Source organism: Bacillus sp. ES1-5 (genome assembly GCF_022487605.1).
Lineage (GTDB): Bacteria > Bacillota > Bacilli > Bacillales > Bacillaceae_G > Bacillus_A > Bacillus_A wiedmannii.
Genome location: NZ_JAKVPU010000003.1, coordinates 15,440 through 32,479, shown reverse-complemented (window position 1 = coordinate 32,479; position 17,040 = coordinate 15,440). Strand labels below are relative to the sequence as shown.

The 17,040-nt window shown below is 32.0% G+C and carries 12 protein-coding genes and 2 pseudogenes; 5 read left to right on the top strand and 9 right to left on the bottom strand.

Annotated features, from left to right (window positions below; all coding sequences use genetic code 11):
- From MKO96_RS12470 to MKO96_RS12455, 4 genes and pseudogenes are all read left to right on the top strand, one after another.
- A pseudogene (locus MKO96_RS12470) lies at positions 1–252 on the top strand (hypothetical protein); the annotation flags it as partial.
- Positions 253–860: 608 nt separating this feature from the next.
- A complete protein-coding gene (locus tag MKO96_RS12465; protein WP_240587599.1) occupies positions 861–2,570 on the top strand; it encodes a hypothetical protein in 1,710 nt (569 codons plus the stop codon).
- A 943-nt stretch (positions 2,571–3,513) separates the two neighbouring features.
- Complete coding sequence (locus tag MKO96_RS12460) at positions 3,514–3,657, top strand: hypothetical protein (protein WP_179196786.1); 144 nt, start codon at positions 3,514–3,516, stop codon at positions 3,655–3,657.
- A 143-nt stretch (positions 3,658–3,800) separates the two neighbouring features.
- A pseudogene (locus MKO96_RS12455) lies at positions 3,801–4,197 on the top strand (integrase); the annotation flags it as partial.
- 332 nt (positions 4,198–4,529) lie between these two features.
- On the opposite strand, the gene MKO96_RS12450 reads toward MKO96_RS12455, so the two are convergent.
- The 5 genes from MKO96_RS12450 to MKO96_RS12430 form a co-directional block, all read right to left on the bottom strand.
- On the bottom strand, positions 4,530–5,423 hold the full coding sequence (locus tag MKO96_RS12450; protein ID WP_240587598.1) for a helix-turn-helix domain-containing protein: 894 nt from the start codon (positions 5,421–5,423) through the stop codon (positions 4,530–4,532).
- A 243-nt stretch (positions 5,424–5,666) separates the two neighbouring features.
- The gene (locus tag MKO96_RS12445) at positions 5,667–5,951 is read right to left on the bottom strand and encodes a hypothetical protein (RefSeq protein ID WP_240587597.1); all 285 of its coding nucleotides are present in this window, start codon (positions 5,949–5,951) and stop codon (positions 5,667–5,669) included.
- 1,370 nt (positions 5,952–7,321) lie between these two features.
- Positions 7,322–7,609 carry a hypothetical protein gene (locus MKO96_RS12440; protein WP_240587596.1) on the bottom strand — a complete coding sequence of 96 codons (288 nt, stop codon included), beginning with the start codon at positions 7,607–7,609 and terminating at the stop codon, positions 7,322–7,324.
- A gap of 226 nt (positions 7,610–7,835) precedes the next feature.
- The gene (locus MKO96_RS12435) at positions 7,836–8,762 is read right to left on the bottom strand and encodes a hypothetical protein (RefSeq protein ID WP_240587595.1); all 927 of its coding nucleotides are present in this window, start codon (positions 8,760–8,762) and stop codon (positions 7,836–7,838) included.
- 9 nt (positions 8,763–8,771) lie between these two features.
- Positions 8,772–9,758, bottom strand: coding sequence for an RNA-binding protein (locus MKO96_RS12430; RefSeq protein ID WP_240587594.1), 987 nt, complete (start codon positions 9,756–9,758; stop codon positions 8,772–8,774).
- A gap of 364 nt (positions 9,759–10,122) precedes the next feature.
- Here MKO96_RS12430 and MKO96_RS12425 point away from each other — a divergent pair, with 364 nt between their 5' ends.
- Positions 10,123–10,608 carry an LMxysn_1693 family intestinal colonization protein gene (locus MKO96_RS12425; protein WP_240587593.1) on the top strand — a complete coding sequence of 162 codons (486 nt, stop codon included), beginning with the start codon at positions 10,123–10,125 and terminating at the stop codon, positions 10,606–10,608.
- A gap of 44 nt (positions 10,609–10,652) precedes the next feature.
- On the opposite strand, the gene MKO96_RS12420 is transcribed toward MKO96_RS12425, so the two are convergent.
- The 4 genes from MKO96_RS12420 to MKO96_RS12405 all read right to left on the bottom strand — a co-directional run bounded on the left by MKO96_RS12420 (position 10,653) and on the right by MKO96_RS12405 (position 16,585).
- Positions 10,653–10,940 carry a CPBP family intramembrane glutamic endopeptidase gene (locus MKO96_RS12420; protein WP_223261042.1) on the bottom strand — a complete coding sequence of 96 codons (288 nt, stop codon included), beginning with the start codon at positions 10,938–10,940 and terminating at the stop codon, positions 10,653–10,655.
- Positions 10,941–11,416: 476 nt separating this feature from the next.
- Positions 11,417–14,707 carry a DNA translocase FtsK gene (locus MKO96_RS12415; protein WP_240587592.1) on the bottom strand — a complete coding sequence of 1,097 codons (3,291 nt, stop codon included), beginning with the start codon at positions 14,705–14,707 and terminating at the stop codon, positions 11,417–11,419.
- 17 nt (positions 14,708–14,724) lie between these two features.
- Positions 14,725–15,111, bottom strand: a complete 387-nt coding sequence (locus tag MKO96_RS12410; RefSeq protein ID WP_048530099.1) for a hypothetical protein — start codon at positions 15,109–15,111, stop codon at positions 14,725–14,727.
- Between the two features lie 190 nt (positions 15,112–15,301).
- Positions 15,302–16,585: a replication-relaxation family protein gene (locus MKO96_RS12405; protein ID WP_240587591.1), complete on the bottom strand. Its 1,284-nt coding sequence runs from the start codon at positions 16,583–16,585 to the stop codon at positions 15,302–15,304.
- Positions 16,586–17,040 lie beyond the last annotated feature (455 nt).

Below are 17,040 nucleotides of genomic sequence, written 5' to 3'. Positions count from 1 at the left end.
CATTCCTTTTGCGCTTTGCTTTCCTTAACTCTTCAACTTGCAACAGTTTGCTCTTTCTCTTACCTATCTCTCCTTACTTACATTCCTTTTGCGCTTTATTTCCCTTATTTTTCTCATCTTGCAACACGTTTGCGGTATCCTTGCCCTATTTCTTTCAACTTGCAACAGTATAATTTATTTCTCAACCAAGTAATTTTTAAAAAATCATGTCATTTTAAAGTTTTTAAGCTATTTTTCTCATATTTTGAATAAGTTACATACATAAAATGCAACATGTTTGCGGTATCCTTTCCCTAACTTTCCTACCATTTTTACTCTAATCCTTTATATAACAAGGGTTTAGGTACTTTTTCACTTACTTTTATACATATCACACAACTTGCAACACGTTTGCGGTATGCATACCCTTATTTTTCTCACAAGATGCAACACTGTTTGCGGTATCCTTTCCCTACTTTTAATCTATAAATGCCAACAAGTCCTTTTATATCAAGGTTAATCATTGTAATTCATTTTTAATGATTGCGTTCATCAACTTGCAACACGTTTGCGGTATCCTTTCCCTAACTTCCCTACAGATTTTAATCTAATTCTTTATATACCAAGGGTTTAGGTACCTTTCCACTTACTTTTATACATATCACACAACTTGCAACACGTTTGCGGTATCCTTAACACAAAAAAAAATTATGAAATTCTCTAATCCCTTGACACACTTGGCTTTAGAGGCTGTTGCAAGTTGCTATTTTTCTTCTTAAAGGAGCACCTTTCGCCAAATTTCGATTTGCTATAATCAAAATTGGTATATTTTATAGTATTCTGGCATACATTTCGAATTTTGCAGAACGGAGGTGAAAAAGATGGGGAAATCATTTGTGATACGTAATCAACGTAGCTTAAATGGGGAAAAGACAAACGCAGTTTTAGTCACATTAAAATCTTGGCAAAAGCTTGTGGAAACATTTGAGGAAAAATACTACAGCTATAAAGATACATATTTAGAAGATATTCTGCAGCACATGACATACGAAGAACGCATTGCTGATGTAGAAGGCTTTGTCGAACAAGCTAAACCATCTTTTTCACGTCGTGCAATGTCTGCAATTGCAGAAAAAACCGGAAGAAAACATAAATTATACGGTATTACGAATGCAGATCTAGAAGTATTCTTGTACCTACATAAAAAATGCTATACAAATGGTGTCATTCCAAATGTAACAATACATATGATGTGGGAAGATTACAAGCAATATAAAGAAGAATTTGCTTATATCCAACACTCTCAATTCTATATCGCATTAAAGAAATTAAACTTACATAACATTATCTCCATTGAAAATGGCGTAGATGGCCGATATACAATTAAACTGACTCATTTTATGAATGAGGAAACAGAAAAAGCAAATCCGTACGTATATATTAGTCCGGTTGTATTTACAAAGGATTTCTTTAAGCTATCTGTAGCGGCTAAGAAGCTATTCTTAGATATCGCAATGCAACAACATACAGAAACAACTTTAAAACGTTCTTTGGACAAGCAAGATGAAAGAGGCAACAAAACTCACTTTGGTGGGATGTATCGTTTCTTACATAAAAAATATCCGCACCAAATTCATGCGGTTATCGAAGAATTAACAACTGCAATACCATGTACGGGTAATCCCCTATTCAAAATTTGTAAAATGCAAAAAGGTGTAAAGCATACAAAACGATATACAACATTATACCTTTCAATCCATTCAGACTTCTTATGTACGAAAGAAGCTGGTGAAGAACAACACAGGGATCCCTTTACACCAAAAGCTACTTATGCTCGTAAAGCGAAGTTCATCGAGTCAGTCCTACAAGAAATGAACATCGGTGAACTGTCTGCAGATATAAATAAATTCATTCATGTTTTAAAGCATACTTGTCATCGTCAAATTCGTAGTGTCATTCGTGGTCTTCGTGACATGGTTGATCGAAAAGAAGGATATCCAACGAAAATTGTATATACATTGAAAAAACTATTGCATCAAACATCTCAATATCAAATTCTTGATACAGCGGCGAAAGAAGGCATCTACCCTCTTATTGCGCAACATATACCAAAAGAGAGAAATAGTGACCGTGAGCAAGCTGTCTTTAATTTTGGTCTACATTATTCTATGTACTCTCTCCATAACATTAAGAAGATGTTTAAAAATGTGCATGCACTACTGAAGCAGAAGTTTGCGGTACCAGTGACGGAAGAGTCTTATCACCGTAATTATCTAAAATACCAGGAAGAAACGTTATTTAGAAAATATGCATATGATCAGGGTGTTAATCTCCATGCATATATCGCTTTAGAAATTGAAATGCGTGAAAAATTAAAAGTACGTGACCATAAAGAACGCATAATTCCAAGTGATGTACGTGAATGGTTTATCGAAGCAATTGATAAACTCCCACAAGAGCAGCTGCGTGTGATTGAGCTACCAAAGCAGTTTAATTTACTAGAGTTTATGCGTACCTTCGAACGTTTAGTACGTTCTGGTGTAACAATAACAGATCCGGATCAGGTGCTAACCGCAATGGAAATAAAATAAAAAGCTACAAGCCCTCTATTTTTGAAAAAATCAAAAGTGGAGGGTTATTCGTGTTTGTTTCATTAATACCCCTTTTCCACTTCTCTATTTATACATACCAAATCAAAAAGACTTCATGTAAAATGGAGTCTTTTTTTATGCATTTCTATACAAGTTCTCTTCTTTCTGTCCATAACTCTCCACATAATACTAATGCGTATTCTTCTTCCGTAATAAAACCTATCCTATTATACCTACAAAAAATCAGAAGGATATTTATAAAAACAGTGGATATGAGGACAATTATGTTTAAATGTGAATAATATTTTCTCAATATCCTTGATAATACTAGTGTCGTTTATTTCATCTAATAAAAATCATCAATAATAATGTGAGTTATGTGTAAATACTGAGTTATGTTAACAAATAGCTACATTTTCTGAACAAAATGTGGATAATTGAACGTTAGATACTGCCTTATTTACCAAACCAAAGAAAATAAAGCCTATTTCCATAGTTGGATAAATATAAAGTGATTTGTATTAATTTCTTTCCGATTTCATGTAGAAACATATGATTTTCTTTCTGCTTTTTTGTAGAATTGAAAGTCTGATAATCATTGAATCTACGGATACATTTTTTACTATTTATGATTTTTTAGGTTCTAACATCAAATTCTCCCTTGTGGGAGTAGATCTTTCCCCTATTTTTGATGACCTATAATAGTTTTATCTTTATTTCTTTTTAATATATAAGATATATATTTATAATAGATTTTATTATTACTAGTATGATTGTTAATAAGATGTCAGACCTAATTGAAAATATTTGTTAATTTAGTTATAATAATGGTAATTAAAGATAGCATTACCCTCATACAAAAGGACAAACCTACGTATCCCTAACAGGGCCAGGTTTGTCCTTTTTTTATTTTAGTAAAAAATTTTTATTGGGAGGTTTAAATATGGCTGTACTAAAAGATACAACTGATATAGAAATGCATACGCATAATGAGATTAGATTTTTCAAAGGGATATTTTGGGGACTAGTCTTTGTAGTTCTTTTTTGGAGTATTATAATAACTTTATTCATTTGGCTCTATAAATAATAATCAACATATCAAAAAAGCAAAGGGCGGTAGCAGGGCTTCAGCCTACTTTCTGTTATATAATATACCCAAAGAAATCAGATGATTATAATGAAGATGACAATAGCTTGGAGAAAACCTTAGAAGCTTTTTTCCCTATTCGAATGAAGACAAAGGAGTTCATTGAAAGACAGGCTAAATTTTGACCTCTAATCATGGATAGAAACGCTTGTATAATCAATTTAATAGTAAACTATGGTTTAACCTTGCAAGAGCTTGTATCGCTTAATATGAGCCATATACAGTTTATTAGAAATACCTTAGTGGTATTTAGAAAAAGTAGATTAACTAGGTCTATCTCCTTAACCATGAAAGATATACAACAGCTTTATATATATTATACGATTTGAAGTGAAGCGAACAGAGTTAAACAGACGTATTTCTGTACAGCAGATGAGAAACACTTTTATTCACAGTTTTATTAAACAAGAAGGGACTGAAGAAGAGTTGGTAAGTAGGATGAGATTCAAAACTAAGATATTTTTAAAGAGGCAGTATTAATATTTACAATGATCTGTAAATCAACGATCCTATCCTAAATGTATTAAATACACTAAAATGGGGTCTTGCCATATGTCTATCAAGCTAAGATTTTAAAGTCCTTCTAAACGAAAATTTACTTTCTCTATAGGTAGTTACTTTGAGAAGGCAGCTCATTTTTTCGTTTTTTTTTGGATTTTTCTTAAGTTGGTGGTGATTGGGTGTCCTCCTATAAAAAAGACACCCCAAGGTGCCTTCCTCCGACTTGAACCACCTTAATTTTAATAATATAGTTCTAAGTTTAAAAGCTATAGGGATTTTTCTTGTGGGCCTTGTAAGTAGTTTTTACGAAATTATGATTGTTTTTTATTTTGTATTTCAATAAGTTTATCTTTAATCATTTGTATATAATGTTCTTTTTCTGTTAATTCAAATATAAATAATGCTTTTTTCATGTTACTAACAACAGCTTCTTCATTAGGTTGTTTAAGTTTTAATAAATTCGAAGCTTTTAAATAGTATAATTCACCTAATAGGTAGAGCGTATTTAGATTAATAGCCATTTGGATGCCCTTATCGCTGTATCTTATTGATTCTTCATATTGCTCCATTAGATTTAAACATTTTGTTAAATTAAAAAAGACTTTTAATTTAATTTCTTTATCTCTAGGAAAATCTAACTTATTAAAATTAGTTAAACATCTATTTAATATATTAATCGATTTTTCGTATTCTTTGTTTTCCGCATACAATATAGCAATTGACTGCATAATATCTATTTCTCTTTCTGATAAACAATCAACATTAGTTATAGTTAGTTTTAATGCAGTATTTAAAAGAGTTAAAGCCAATTTTGTTGCGTTATTCACACGATATATAGCAATTGCCTCATACCATAGTAGAAATTGTTTATCTTCTCTTGATTGGAAATTATTTTCGTTTTTCTCTTTTTTTACTATTTCATAAAGTTCTTTAAATTGTTTTTGCTTTGTACAATCTATCATTACATGTTTTACATTTTGTACGTATTTTAATTTTTTGTTTTGAGTTAGTGCAAATATATTATTTGGATCAACACCAAGTCTTTCAGATAATTGATATAACAATATGCTAGATGGATAAATTATACCTTTTTCTATCTTGCTAATTTGACTTTGTGAACATATTCCATGACATAATTCGGATTGTGATATATTTTTTTTCATTCTAAGTTCTTTAATGGTAATACCCAAATCGTTAAATTCCATTTTCCCCACCTACTATTTAGCGATTTATTAGTATAATAAGATTCTCTAACCTTAATGTAATGTAAAATTAATATAGTTGCAATTATTGTTTGTTGTAAAGGTCTTACCGTGTTATAAGATGGTGAGGTTTTTATTATGTAATTCCTCTATTTTTAATCGATTACAATTTCATTTATATTTAGCTTGTTTAGAGCCCTTTTATAAAAAGACATTGAACCATTTGGTTCAATGTCTTTGCGCCACTTACATGTTTGTGTACTCAAAGTACAATTTTTCAGGTTTTCCATACATGTTAATTTCATTTTGATATACAACAGCTAATTGCTGAGACATCTGAATGTTTTCCATATAAGATAATGAAGCAGCTGCTTCTATTTTTTCTTTAATTTCATTAGGGATAACTGTGTAAGATAAATTCCCCATCTTACTTCCTAACTTAGTATTGGTAGCAGCTTCATAATAAATTTCGGTAATTAAAACCTCATTATCATCTGGATCATACATATATCCTCGGTTAACTGTAATCATATTATAGTGCTCCTCTTATATTTCGTTTTCTAATTCCTTGTGCTTTTAGCATTGCAACGAGTACCTTATTTCTATATAAATTCCCTATTTCACAATTTGCATATTCCATTCTTTCTCTACTCTACCATAAATTAGCACTAAATATCTTTTTTTCGTTTTGAATTCAAAAAGTCTTAACAATACTAAAAAGTTAGGCTATGAATTCATTCTTTATTGTACTATTCCTACAAGAGTATAAGGACTGCCAGTAATTTTTATCTCATTACAGGTATCCTGTAGTAATCTTAATGTTTCATATCCATTATGAATAACTTTAGTTTGTTCGGTTGAACTTAATTTTTGATAGTTTAGCTATTCCACACAATCGCAATCATGTACGTTTCCTTTAAATAAAACTTACTGCTTCATAAGAAATACGAGCACATATTACTCTCACATTCTTTTTCTTATGCCGTACTTTGTAAAGTTTCATATGATCCCTCCTCTAATTTAAACAAAAAAGCACAATATATGTGCTTTTTTCACTTAGCATATTATTAGCCCAAAAGGTCTATTTACAAGTGATTCCTAACTTAAAGACAACATAAAAAGAGCTTCTTTAAGTCGATTGAAAATGTGCATAGCAAAATAAGCTATATACATTAATCGGCTCAAAGAAGCCCTTTCATAATTGAAACAAGAACACAACTTGCTTCTACAACTCAACCACAACTCATAAAGCGTGGGAATAAACGGAATCAATTAAACAATAAACATACGTTTATATTAAACTATTTTTATATTGTATTCAATTGTTTTAATTGAACGAATATAAGAAGAGGTTTTATATGCAGTTGTTATATGTATTGAATAATAATGTCCCTGCTTCCCCTGCTACAAATCCCCTCTTATTTTCGGTTCTTGGTATTACAGATTTTCCGAACGGGAAAGCCCACTATGGTGCGATATTACCCCTTTTAGGGGTGGGGTGGGATGAGAGTGAGGTCAAATGCGATGTACAGATAAAATACCGAAGGTACGTTCTGTACATCAAGCATTTGAAATGGTATGATTTTCATAACAGACAAGTAAAAGTCTCTAAAACAATCTTGTTCTCTGAAAACAGAATACATATGAGGTTGGAGTAACAAATTCTTCTACTCCGTAAAATGTATTGAGTCGTCAAGCACAAGACGCTAAAACACATTTGAGAACTCACAATCTGACTCGTTTGGTAATAGAACGAGTGCCGTATCTGCTATATGCACTGGATACGGAGTGGTGATGGCACACCGCAATCTTGCACATCAGCGATACTAGAAATAGACTTCGCCTTTGGTAGCAAGAATCCCACTGACGTTAGTCAGCATGTGGCTTTAGCCGTGGGGGTGTCAATTCATGTACTGCATTTCAAAATATAGTTTTTCTGGTTTTTGATTTTGGTCTAAATAAAAAAGTAGTTCTCTAATAGTTCCTTTTTCAACTTCAATATTTTCCATATAGGACTTACTTTCATTTTCTTTAACCTTTCGAAAAATAGCAGTAGGTAGCTTTACTGCACAAAATACCCCCATCTTACTTCCTAGCTTTTTATCTGAAGCCGCATCGTAGAAAATTTCATTTACAATTACTTCATTATCATCCGGATCGTACATGTACCCTCTTTGTATGCGTAGCAATGTATTACTCCTTTCTTGTATATTTTATTTTAATAATAACAACATCTATATATATTATTGTTGTTGTTAAAACAGGCATCAAGTAGTATTATTTCGTAAAATCCGTACTTTGTATAGAGGTAGACACGGGATAATTAGTTCTCTTAAGTTGTTTTTAAGTATTTTGTGCTTTTTATACAATAAACAAGCCACCCTTTAAAAGAAAGCAATAGCTTGTAAGGGTGGCTTAGTTTATTGTGAATAGCTTTGTATTTAATTGCTTAATCTTTCCTTCTGCAAGAGGCTGATAAAAAGCATGTTGTAATCCTTCTACATGTAATGTTTCTCCTATACATAGCAATACTTTACCAGGAATTAAATCAAGTAGTAGTTCATTATTAATTTGCTTTGCTTGTTTTTCAGTAGAAACATAAATAACTAGGATTGTAGGGTTATTCCTTAAATCTTTTATGATAACATCCTTACCTGACTCCACGAAATCTCTCCATCTAGCGATAATTTGTCTTAAACGATCCTTTTTATCTGTTAATAAGGTAGAGTATACAACAAAATTAAATTCTTGATTTACTCCGCCCTGCGCAGCAAAACTTAAAGGAGGGGTAAAAACCCCTTTACTAATAGATGGATGCATAATATGCCCTATAAAGGAAGGAGCATAACGCAGGTGGCAAAGTAGGTCTATATCATGCCAATAGCGTAGATGAACAAATTTACCGTGATTATCAAGACGCTCTGGAGCAAAGAAGAACATATTACCTTTCCAGTATTTTAAGAGCTTATAACCATTATCGGATAATGTATATGTTTCTTCAAAGATTTCCATATCAAAACTCTCAACCTGCCATTTTTCAATTAGACGATAGTAAAGTAATCCTTGAAGTGCATCATTTATTTTCTTACGTGAATATTTGTTCTTGAATAAATATAGTAAATGATTGAATCGAACAGATGTATGAACACCAAGGAAAGTAAGTATGGCATACTGTACTTCTGTCAAACGCTGCTTAAACTTAACCAATTCTTCATAAGAATGGAATACATAGGATTTATCCAGTTCATGTATTCGATATATTTGAAGTCCCTGTACATCCTCATTTGATAAATGAGGAATAGATGGTACATAAGTAGACAATTGTTTCTCTATTGTACGCATAATCATCCATTAAAATTGATAAATTGACGAATTAGATTTTTTACTCTGTCCTTGGGGGTAATTTAGGATACGTACAGTTCCTTTTCTATTTTTGGCATCGATATTAAGCAGCTCGCATGTAACAATCGTTTGGTTTATTGCATCTTCCGCAGTTGGGTTGGCAAGATTACGGCTCTTTAGTCCTTTAAATTGAATACCTGGTGCAACTTCTACGAAAATACCAGCAATTGCATCTACCCCTACTATTTTACCTACAAATCGGTCATGGCGTTTCTTTAGCTCTAATAGCTTATCCATTGGATCTGTTTCTAGTTTCTTTTTATTTCCTCTAAATTCATAACGGCCATTCTTTTCTACTACTTTATCAATGATAAGTTCTACAACATCGCCAATCACAATATTCTCTGGACGTACAAATGAGTGTGACCATTGGGAATACCTCACTCCTACGGTTACACCATGAACCTCAACTAAAACAGTTTGTGCAGATGGAATATGTCCGGAGACAGTTCCCGTGTATACTTTATTCCCCTCTTGTGCTGTTACTTCTTCATATAACCTCTTTTGAAGTGCTAGTTCTCCCGCGGTAATAGATACGACGGCGAAGTTACCTTCTTCAGTTCTTTGGAAGTGCCCAATAATAACAGGTTTGGTCCTTCCTATTAGCCACTGAGGGTTTTTAGGAATATTGATTCCAGCCTCTGTAATGGGACAGTATGCAGTCGTATGAGTACCAATTTCAATTGTAAGTACTTGTATACGCTCTGATGTACCATTTTTAGTTGGAAACAGTTTTTCAGATACGACCGTAATTAACCCTTTTCCTACAGTACGCTCCCGTTTCATACGAGCTAATTCTTCTAATTCATGCTCTCGTACCCGTTCAAATTGATTAAAGGTTACTTCTACATGCATTTCCTCTATAGAGTTGTTCTGTGGTTCAAAGGCCATCCCTAGTTCTTCTGTAATTTGTGTGTTTACTTTACCTTCTGCCATTATATTTTCCTCCTAGAACGTAAAAAAGGACACACCTGTACCGTTGGAATGGTACGTAAGGTGTGTCCTTCACGTAAGTTATGCTTTATTTATATAGTTGTTAATTAAAATATAATGGTATTATGTAAATTTTGCAAGTATAAAATTAGTATGAGTTTAATAGAAAAATTGTAAGTAGAAATATTATTAAATCTATAATACAAGTTACAAGTAGATTAAGAAGAGAAATAAAAAAACAGTAACAATTCCTGTAATTCCAAAATTTAACTCTTAATCTTTATATATAAAATTCTAGTAAAATATTCCATTTTTAATATAAATATGTTATTTTTTGGTTGAATAATAATAAAGGAGGGTGATTTAATTGTTAAAGAAAAGCATAATACCAAGTCTTTCAGCTTCATTATTAGCAATACCTATTTTAGTAGGGTTTACTCCGTCTGCTTCAGCTGAAACAAAACCTCAAAACACATATGAAATTGAAATTTTAGATGAAAATGCTGTATTAAACCAACCTAACTTCGGTGTCCAAGATCCAAAACTTTTATGTGCTACTTGTAATCAATATAAAAGTAGTATCGTGTCTCAATCCCTAGTTTCTAGAACTTATAAGGGAACTGTTACATTAAATACTGCTACAACATTTTCAGGAGAGATATCATTTGCGTATAAGGGAGTTACAGTTAAACTTGGAGGTTCTAAAGTGACTTCATCAAGTCGTAAATTCAAAGAGTATAATGTAGTAAAAGATTATCGTATAAGGGTTAAAACATATAATCCAATTGGACAGCTTATTTCTGACGAAACAATAAATAGAAGAATTACAACTCTGGATAGAGTACCAGTTTAAAAGGATACTTTTTAAAAGAGAGCCCTTTGCAAAAAAGGGCTCTTTCAAGTAATACTGGTTAAATTCCAGAGACAGTGGATAAAAAAGGGGGCTAATAATGAATTTGTTTTTTTATATATAAAGCTAGTTACAACACTCAATACAAATGGAAAAATACGATATTCCATTGGAATGCTATGTAATGATGCAAAAATAATGGATACTATGCAGACACTAAGCCAAAATGGAATGTAACAATCTAATGTATCTAATATGATTCTTTTAAAAAACATTTCTTCCCAAAAGGGTGTCATAATAGCCACGCCTAAAATAAATACTGCTATGTAGGACATGGATGTAATCTGTATTGTTTCGGAATTTATTGTTTGATCTTTTATAGAGATCAAACTTCCAATCTGTGATAATACAAATACTATGATATATCCCACAAATACATATAAGTAATTTTTAAAGTCGGTAAAAAACGACCAATGAATTTTTTTAAACATATATTGTCTTACTTTTTTAGGTAGAAAAAACACTATCAAAAAAATCAAGGTTATTATAAAAGAATCATTCATTTGAGTATATATTGTAATATTAAATAAGTATTCAAAGAATTTTAAAAGGAAAACTACGCCTATAAACATTAAGGTACAGTACAATAAATTCATAGATTTTTTGATAGCTATCAACCTCAATTCTATTAATTTCTATTTGTGTATATTTTTTACATAACAATTAGTTTTATTTTATCATATTTTAGGTAAGATTGGTGTTTTAAAAATTATATAAGTTTATCGAGATGTAAGATTTAAATATTAATAGATTAACTATCGATATTATCAAAGATATCATCCAGACTTTTGCTCATAACATTGGATATATTGGTCTTTGGTTGCTCATTTTTGTTAAGCTGTGATTGCGTATTGTTATACTTATTTTTTTGTTGGGATTTCAAGCGATTTTGTTGTTCTTTATAGCTCATGGATTTATATTCACGCTGTTCCTCATCATTTCCAATGGTCTCTATCATGTTTTTTTCTAAGTTTTGATGAACAGTAAGGCTAATGGATTCGTAAACTTTTGCAACTTCCTCTTCAAGCTTATTCTCTTCAATGTGATCAACCGTTTTTGTAACTGGAATCGTATTGATCTCTACATTTTCTTTTTTTTCTTTTAAAATTGGGGTAGATTCTATATTTGTTTTTGCATAACCTGTTATTGAAATTGAAAGTCCATTTTCTGGGGATTCTTCTGGAAATGGTGCAGTCTCATCAGAAATTTCGGAATGCATTATGGAATCTTTGTCCCACTCTTGTTCTAGTGTAGTAATAGATAATTCTTTGTTCATTTCCTCTACTTCCATGTTTATTTCAGGGCATTCTTCTAATAGAATATCTTTAAAGAAACTTGTCTCTCCTTGCGTGACCTCGTTGTCTTCGCCTGAAATGGTTACTTCTTGTGACATAGTATTCTCTATACTTATTTCAGGTGATTGGGTAGTATTAATATCTGATTCTCTTGGTAATATTGGTATACTATTATCATTTGAAATTAGAACTGTACGAGGGCCATTCCCTGCATAAGAACTTACAACTTGATTTTGTTCTAACTTCTCAATAAATTGAGCAGCTTTCATATAGCTAATTTTAAATTTTCTTTGCAGAAAGGCTGGAGAGACTTGTTGTGATTCAATAACGAATCCTTTAATTTCTTTATACAATTTATTTTCTGCCTCTTCTTTATCAACCTCGGTCTGTTGGCTGACAACTGCAGAATCGTTAGAAGAGGTTGTACTTTCGGATTTATGTCCTCTATAATTCTCCAATGATACAATGTATTGTTGCTCACCTTGTAATTTTATTGGTATATCTTTCTCCATTTCCTCATCTTGCATAGGGAATAAAGGTACAAATTCTTTCATCTTCTCTGCATCTACATGCTTTATAGGATTTGCTTTGACGATAGATTCATTAATAAGACGGAGACGTTCATTTTCCCAATATCGTCCTATTTCCATATCTACCTGAATAACCGCTTGAACAAATTCTTCTTTTGGTACAAAGTTACTCGTAATTTGTTGTACGGGTTGGACATGATTGTCTTGTACAATACGGGCAGCACAGATGAATGCACCTTGTGCCATGATATCTCCTGGTGACATAATAACTTCTTTTGTTTTCTGATAGGTTGATCCTAATCGACTAACAGGATTCTCTTGCATAGGAGAAATCCCTTGTTCCGATTCCGCCTCTTTAAATTCCTCTTTCTCACCAAACATGACAGAGAAGATTTTTGCATCATATGGCGTTACATCTCCAAATATCATTTTGTTACGGAATGAGCTCAGTAAGGTAAACATGTATTGCTCTGTGAAGTCGAGAGCTAATTGAGATAGTGTTTGGCTAGCGATTGTTAGAATTACTTTATATTTACGAGATTGTGCAGGGAATTCTTTAAATGGCCGCACAACATAATCCGGAAACTCATCGACAATAATGTGATGGTAAGGTGAGATGTTTGGCTCTCTACGGAATACTGCATTCTGCATACTTAACAATATAAATTTTCCTAATACGTTTGAAAGGTCTGCTAACTCTCCTTTCGCTGTATTAACAAGTAAAATGCCCCCCTGCTCTAAATGAACATCGAAATCAAAATCGGATGTTCCAAATAAAACGCGTCGTATTAAAACGTTTGAAGCCAAATCTTTTAAGATATTACGTAAACCTTTAACATATTCTTCTTCTCTGTCATAATGCATTGGTTGTCCGCGATATTTCCCTAATTTATAAACTGCTGGTTCTCCTTGGAAGCCTGTTTTTTCACGAATGGTATTATCAAACCATTCATCAATACCTTTTATAATTTTATATTCATTTTTTTGGTCACGTGAAGCAGCCCTGCTTTGAACAAAATCATATAACTTCTCTACTTGGACCTTTAAAAGCTTATGCATACGATGGACACGTTCTACATCATCATACATCTCAATTAAGTCGTCGAAGGTAACATCTTTTTGTGGGTTGTGTAGTTTTAGTAAATAGATATGTTGTTTAAGGTGGTTACGCTGGGCCTGTTCAAAGAACGCATTGTTAAATTCAGACAAACCTTGAATAACCATTGCGAAAACCTCTGCTACTTTATCAACTGGTCCTCGCAGAATGTTTATATTTTTGGTATCAGGATTAGTTGGATCGATATAGTAAACAGAACTTGCAGGGATCTTATGTGCTTGTACCAACTTAAATACTTTTTGACATAAATCATTACTAGGTTCAATAACAGTCACACCATTTAAAAATGTTCCTTTTACTTCTTCTGTATCATAATCATTCTTTTTATACGCTGTTTCAAATTTATTTATGAAACGTACCATCCAGTGTAAATCTTGATTTATCATAGGAATAATTAAACTTGATGTTTTACCAGAACCAATTGGACCAATAATAATTCCATTTAGCGTTCTATCTTTCCCCTTAATACGAACCATCTCTTTATGCCCAATATGAGGCCCAATTTCTACATCAGGATATATTTGTTCTTCTTGGCTATTAAACCATTTTTGTAACTTGTAATTTTTATATTCGTATTTTTGTACCCACTTTAATATCTCCCCTCGGTAACGAACAATATGGCCACTATACCAAAGTGTGAACAAAATCATAAATACTGTAGGTAAAAATACAAAAATCAAAGTGAATGTGTGAAAATTTCCTGTTAAGACCTGGCCTATTGCCTCATATTCACCAAAATTAATATGTTTTGATTTATCCGTGAGATAAGGAATAACCTTTGCATGGATCGGAGCAGTTGCAAACCATAAAAATTGGATATCAACTGCAATGTGAGAGATAATTAAAATTAACAAATTTCCATTTTTGACATGTAAAGCAGGAATGCGACTGTAAAACCTAAAGCTAAATTCTCCTAATAGTAAAGAGAAGAACATTAAAATAAGCGGTATATATGTAATTTCTATAGGATAAGACGGTGGTTCAAATGCATAGTAGAGTAACTTTATGTAGTTTACTAGACCGAATCCAAATGAAAAAATAAATCCACTAATTAAGGTGATTGTAGTACATAACGGTAACCGTTGTTTAAGTGTCCCCATAGAAATTCACCTACATCTTACAGATATATTTGAATTTTATGATGGAATGTGAAGCGATTATTGAATTCTGGTTTAAATTGTTCTTTTGATTTTTCTAAAAAGAATTTCGCTGCATCTTCGGTTTGTTTTAAATATAAATCAATACTACTTCTTTCACATAGTTGGTCATACTCTTCTTGAGAAAGTACTGCAATATTCACCTCTATTTTTTTATTTGTTGCCGTTTCAATTATGACATCGTACCAAAAGTAATTTGGCTTTCCTGGAACTTGGATATCTTGTAGAGAAACATTAAACGTTGCACCCTCTTCTGTAATATGTTTAAGTACAAGTTCTGGGTTCTTAAATGCTTCTCTTGCAGAGAGCACTCCCCCATTCGTTGTTGTTGCAAATTGTAAATTCATTATCATTTTCCACCTTTCTCCATATAAAAAAAGACAAGCGACACCCACTGTAAAAACAGCGTGTGTCGCTTGCCTTAATTTCATATGTTCTGATTTGATTGTAGTTTTCATTATATGTTCAAACGTTATTCTAACACTTTAAATAATAAGAATCAATAAAATTATATAGTTTTATATAGAGAATAATAGATTAATATAATTCTACAAGTTTACGTCTTTTCGGATGAATGTTATTTGCAGTACGTACCAGGATCTGTTCATCCGCTTCTATAGTGACACTTTCATTTTGTAAGGATAGCAGTAGAACGTTGTGATAAGCGTTCATTAAAAGAATATCTCTAGGTTTTTCACGCTTCGGATAAATAACAACAAGTGGAACGCCTTCGTCCCCTTCTTTTCTTGAAAATATGACATCGTCTAGTCTAGCAATCATCCGGTAATCATTTTCATTTCCGAAAATAAAGAAGAAATCTTGGATAACATCTTTATCTCTCCTATACGTTCGTCGAAGGCCTCCATCTATTGGTTCTTTGAACGCTTGAACCCTTTCAACAAATGCGTAACGCCAATCGGCATCTCCTACTGAACGTTGAGATAAAGATAAAAGAATATCTTGTTCAAAGTTTTGATTATCATCTTTTCCAAGGATGATATCTGAAATTACATCTCCAGCATTTTTAAGCGAGCAGACGTGTACATGTAGATTGGGTAGATTTATTAATATTTCATGAAATTTCCGTATAGAAAATAATAGATTTTTCATCCGCACGTATGGTGGTTCAGCATCTTCAGCAAGGAACATAGATTTGTCGTACATAACAAAAACAACGGTTATATTCTCATTCGTTTTTTGTGAAAATTCTATGTACTTACCTACTTTTTCAACTAAGGTAGCATTTGTTTCTTTACACATATCCATCTCGATATAGATATTTTTACCTAGATATGAAATATGTTCATCAGGAATTAAAGGCAACTGGTCATCCTCAATTGTCATATTTTGTTTCTGGTAAAAAGAACGAATATCCACTTTATATAATACTTCATTGGTTTGAGCTTTCTTTGTAGTCGCTAGAAGAGTACGGATAATGACTTCGCGTGAACATACTGTGTGAAAAGAAGTTGCTCGTGAGTACCTTCTTTTGGAACTTTTTTTAGGAATTCTTCCTATCTCCATTAAAAATTCAATTGTTTTTTCTTTTAAGGCAAATAAGGCGCGTTTCGTAATGCTGTCATCCCTTTTATCTATTTTTTTAGTTAGCATAGCTCCGTATTGTGAGTATCGATCAAGCTTTGTAAATATGCTAGCTTCAGAACATTCTCTTCCCTCAAATGCACTATATAACATTGTGATTTGTCGTGTTGTAAGAGCTCTTTTGTAATATAAAACTGTTAACATAAAAACGTCTGCTTCTTTTAAGTGAAAATGTTTTTTGGTACCTGGACGTTTATATTTATACACTTCTCCGGACAAAGTATACACCTCTTATGCTGAATTAGATTTAAATTAAATAATTATCATTTTTAATATAATATTACATTGATATATGAATTGTAAAACAACAAAATATGAATAAGAGGTTTTGCTTTTCAGAGATAGCAAATTTTGTACACCAGAGTTGGGATGGTAACTACAATTATAAATCTCTTATAAAGTATGGGTTTATATGGATCTATTAAATATTTTATATTGTTAGGACGATATACTACAAGACAGCTAACAATAGTTATAATGAAATTTTGTTAATAAAATAATGTTATAACGTCCTAACATTTATTAGATAGGAATAATAACATTTTGATTGATTACAATTATTCAAGAATTATAATGGGACTTTTGATAGCAAAAAGTTGCTTTCCCTATATTTTTTAGAAAGTAAACTTTTTGTTGAAGTGCCCTCTCTTACGTTTGTTACAGATTCAGTGTGA